We start from the raw sequence: 3,985 nt of genomic DNA, 5'->3' as shown, positions 1-3,985 counted from the left end.
GCCCGGGTCCGCCGCCGCGCGCGCGTCGGCGGCGGCCATGGCGGCCGCGAGCGGGCCGGTGATGCGCAAGGGCTGCTGGGTCGGATTGGCGAAGGTCGGAACCGCGATCCCGCGCTCGAGACCGAGGAGGAAGGTCAGGGGCTTGCAGGCGCGCTGGCCGTCGCGGTCCCGGGCCTCGGCGGCGAAGGCGGGCGCCGCCAACAGGCGCCCGGGCAGGTCCTCCGACGCCTTCAGGAAGGCCCGATAGCTCTCCCCCGCGCCGGTCCAGGCGATGGTGACCATCAGGAGATGAAGCGGCAGAAGGACCGAAAGCGCCCGCGGGATCCGCCCTCCGCCCGCCGGCGCGGGTTCCGTCCCGGCCGCAAGCACCGCGAGGAGGACGAGCGGCAACCGCTCCGGCAGGTGGCCGACGCCGAAGAGCCCCGGCGGCACCGCCAACGCGAGCAGGGCGGCGAGGGCCGCCACGAAGCGGAGCCGGCGATCGAGACGGAGCCGGCCGGTGGCGAGACCGAACCCGAGCAGGCCCCAGAGCGCGAGGCCGAAGATCCGGTCGGCAACGGGCCAGCCGCTTTCGGCGACGCGGAGCGCCCCGTCGAGCCGCAGCGCGACCTCGTCGAGAAGCCTGCCCCCAAGGCTACCGTTGCGCAGATGCGCGGCAATGTGCCCGGCCGCCGCGGTCACGCCGCCCTCGCCGCCGGCGGTCGCGCTCGCAAGGAAAAGCAGGACGGGCAGAGCGGCGACGGCGGAAAGGCGGAAGAGCCGCCGCGGCAGCCTCCGCAAGCCGCGCCGGCCGCCATCAATCGCCTGCGACAGTTCGACGGCCGCGAGGCAGAGGCCCCAGAGCGCGAAGACGAAACCGTGGGTGAGAAAGATCACCACGCCGGCCGCGACCGCGACGACAAGCTGGCGGGCCGGCGCCGCCTCCAGCGCGATCCAGAGGCCGAGGGCGGCGAGCGCGAGACCGAGCCCGAGGAGGAAATTCGCAAAGCCCCAACCAAGGATGAAACTGTGGGCGAGGATGCCGGCGAGGACGACGGCCAGCGGCGTCACGCGACCGTGCAGGCACCGCGCGAGCACCAGGACGCCGACGAAGGGTGCCGCGATGGCGACGAGAACGACGATCCGGGCCGCGACCAGTGCGGGCAGGACGCGGAAGAGCACCAACCCGAGAACATCGAGGCCGAGGTTGGGAAGCAGGCTCCATGCACTGCGGTAGTTCTCGGCCAGCCAGGGGTCGCGCCCGGCATCGGCGAGGATCGCGTAGCGGAGGGCGTGGGCATAGAAATCGACGAGCGGCAGGACCGGCGCCGTGAAAACCGGCACGAGGCAGAGCGCCATCACCAGCCAGGCCCGCGCGCCGACCCGCGGCAGCGACCGAACCGACGCGAGAACTGGCGTATCCATGACCAGGCTGCACCCTTACCCGACTCGTATTCCCGCGAGAGCGTCGGACAGGGGCGGCCAGATGCCAAGGGGGTTTTCCCGGTCCCCCGACCTAAAGTCTTCGCGGGGCACGGATTTTCGCGGCATCCCGCCGCCCACCCCGGCGGCATGCGCGGGATTCCGCCCGGATCACCGCCGGCGCGCGCCCCGCAGCCGGTGATAGACGCGCCGCGCCTCCTGGTAGAGCAGGTTGCGGCGCGGGAAGTCCGGCTTGCGGTCCTTGCGGTCATGGACCGAGAATTCGACCGTCTCCTTCCAGTCGAGCGACTCGATCATGCGGTAGCCGAGGCCGAGCCGCCAGGCGAGGTAGGGAAAGGAGATCTGGTCGCGGCGGGAATAACGCAGGACATGCTCGAACCAGCGCTCGCCGAAGCGCGCCAGCGCGGGGGCGTTGTGACGGCGCAGGAGGAAATGCCCCTCGATCAGCCCGGCGTGCCGGGGCATCCCCTCGCCCCGGTAGGTCCGCTCGCGTTCCTTCAGTATCCGGTAGTCGTCGAGGCCGTTCTCCCAGGCCGTCTGCAACTCGTCGTAGACGCAGTCGCGGCGGAAATGCCGGAAGGCGTAGAAGTCGGCCTCCGCCTCGGCCCGGCAGGCGGCGAGCAGCTCCAGCGGGTCGCGCCGAAGCCGCGACTTGTTGTCGAGCCAGATCGACCATTCCGCGTCCGGGAAATGGAGGTGCGGGCGAAGCTTGGCCCGGCGCGAGGCGCGCGCGGGGTCGAGGCCGTCGAGCGGGTCGTGGATCACCTCGACGCCCGGCAGGCGAAGGTCCTCCCGGTCGGTGAAGATCACTCGCCGGCAGGTCTGAAATCCGCCGAAGACCCCGGCGTTGAAGGGATCGGCCGTGCCGTAATGGGCAGAGTAGAGGACGAGTGACATGGGCGCGCCCGAATGGTTCCGGCGCCGACTATAGCCGGGCCCCGGGCCGATGGCAGGGGGGATCACGCCGAGGCGGCGCACGATCCTGCCGGAGCCCGCCTCGCCGCGCCTGACAGGGCGCGAGGCCCGGCCAGGGTGGCGTCGGTCCTGCGCGTCCTGTCCGGAGGGCCTCAGCGCCGGTTGATGCGGTTCTCGCAGAAGGACTGCGCGAAGCCCGCCGAGACGCCCGCGCCCCGCGGCCAGAGGAGCGCGAGCCCCGACGAGGACGCCGCCTGATCGGCCCGGAGCGTGAAGCGCACCCCCTCGCCCGAGCGCCGCGGCGGCTCGGAGGCGCGATAGATCTTTGCCGTCACCGGCAGCCGCAGCGCCCGCACCGCATAATCCCCCGCCGCGCACCAGAAGTCCGCCGGACCGGACTTGCCGCGCCAGGGGATGACGAAGGCATCCGGCGCCTCCGGCCGGACGATCAATCCGTTCTCGGCCGTGAAGGCCGCGGCCGGGGTGGCGAGCGAGAGCGCCGCGAGAAGCGCGAGGGCAACGGGTTTCATGGAACCTCCGGGGTCTTGGCGGAGCGGGCCGCGCGGGTTTGCGGGCATCATAGCGCGGCCGGCGGCGATACGGCAGGGCCTCACGATCACGCTGGCGCGACTTGTCAGCGATAGCCGATGGCGTCGGCGAACTCGACGATCACGTTGTTCCAGCTGCTGAGCACATAGGCAAGGTTGTCGCGCGTCAGCCCGCCCTCGGTGAGCACGACATGATCGATGTAGATGCGGTCCAACTCCTCCCCCCGGAAGGCCCTGCCGAAGATGTGCTCCTGGTTCCAGGTGTCGGCCATGGCGACCGGAACGGCGGCATCGAGCGTGAAGGAGGCCAGAAGCGCCATCAGCTTGCAGTCGCGGCCGCGGTCACAGAAGTAGAAGTCGATCTCGAAGTTCAGGCCCTGCGTCGCGCTGCCGACATAGGCCTGACCGTCCGCGTCGTAGTCGAGCTCGGCCCGGTAGCCATAGCCCCGCAGCAGCTCCGCGACGATCGCGGGATCGCCGGCATCGAGCGTCTCGGCGGCTGCGCGGCCACCCGCCGGGCATAGTCCCGCCACCGCGGCCAGGCCGAGGACCCCTGCCCATCCGAGCGGGCCGGCCCCCGCGGACAATTTCAACCCTCGCATCACGCCCCCCTCCGCAACCGCCACCGAAGGACCGCATATCACCTGACGGCGCTTCGGACCCTGACCTGCGTCAGTCCGCCGGGAAGCCGGCGGATCGCTCCGCCGGGCGGCGGGAATGGCGCTATGTCGGCGGATTTCGCCAAGCAGCGCACTGGGTTTCCGGGAAGACTCGCCCCGGGCAAGGGAGGACAGCATGACCGGCGATGACGAGGAAGAGCGGCGCGACTACGCCTCGCCCCCCTGTTACCTGCACGAACTCGACCCCTCGTTCGCCGGGATCGGCGACGCGGCGACGGAGCGCGACGTGGCGCGATGGCGCAAGGCCGAGAGGGAGCGGCTGATTACACTTCGCCAGTCGGTGCCGGTTGCGGCCCGGGCGGCCGCGGACGCGGCCATCGCGGCGGAACTCGACCGACGGCTCGGGCCGGTCGCAGGCCGGACCGTTGCGCTCTACTGGCCCTTCCGCGGCGAACCCGACCTGAGAGGCTGGGCCGCCGC

The 3,985-nt window shown here is 71.7% G+C and carries 4 protein-coding genes and 1 pseudogene; 1 reads left to right on the top strand and 4 read right to left on the bottom strand.

Annotated features, from left to right (window positions below):
* The 4 genes from F9K34_RS17485 to F9K34_RS17470 all read right to left on the bottom strand — a co-directional run.
* On the bottom strand, positions 1–1,404 hold a 1,404-nt coding region (locus F9K34_RS17485), incomplete at its 3' end, for a hypothetical protein (protein WP_291338395.1).
* Positions 1,405–1,572: 168 nt separating this feature from the next.
* Positions 1,573–2,319 (bottom strand): glycosyltransferase domain-containing protein, encoded by a 747-nt coding sequence (locus F9K34_RS17480; RefSeq protein WP_291338394.1) that lies wholly within the window; start codon positions 2,317–2,319, stop codon positions 1,573–1,575.
* 170 nt (positions 2,320–2,489) lie between these two features.
* Positions 2,490–2,867, bottom strand: a complete 378-nt coding sequence (locus F9K34_RS17475; protein WP_291338393.1) for a hypothetical protein — start codon at positions 2,865–2,867, stop codon at positions 2,490–2,492.
* 104 nt (positions 2,868–2,971) lie between these two features.
* Complete coding sequence (locus F9K34_RS17470) at positions 2,972–3,472, bottom strand: YbjN domain-containing protein (RefSeq protein WP_291338392.1); 501 nt, start codon at positions 3,470–3,472, stop codon at positions 2,972–2,974.
* Positions 3,473–3,680: 208 nt separating this feature from the next.
* Here F9K34_RS17470 and F9K34_RS17465 point away from each other — a divergent pair.
* Positions 3,681–3,985: pseudogene (locus F9K34_RS17465) on the top strand (5-formyltetrahydrofolate cyclo-ligase); the annotation flags it as partial.

Source organism: Albidovulum sp. (assembly GCF_008933605.1).
Classification (GTDB): domain Bacteria; phylum Pseudomonadota; class Alphaproteobacteria; order Rhodobacterales; family Rhodobacteraceae; genus Albidovulum.
This window is presented reverse-complemented; position numbering and strand designations above follow the sequence as displayed.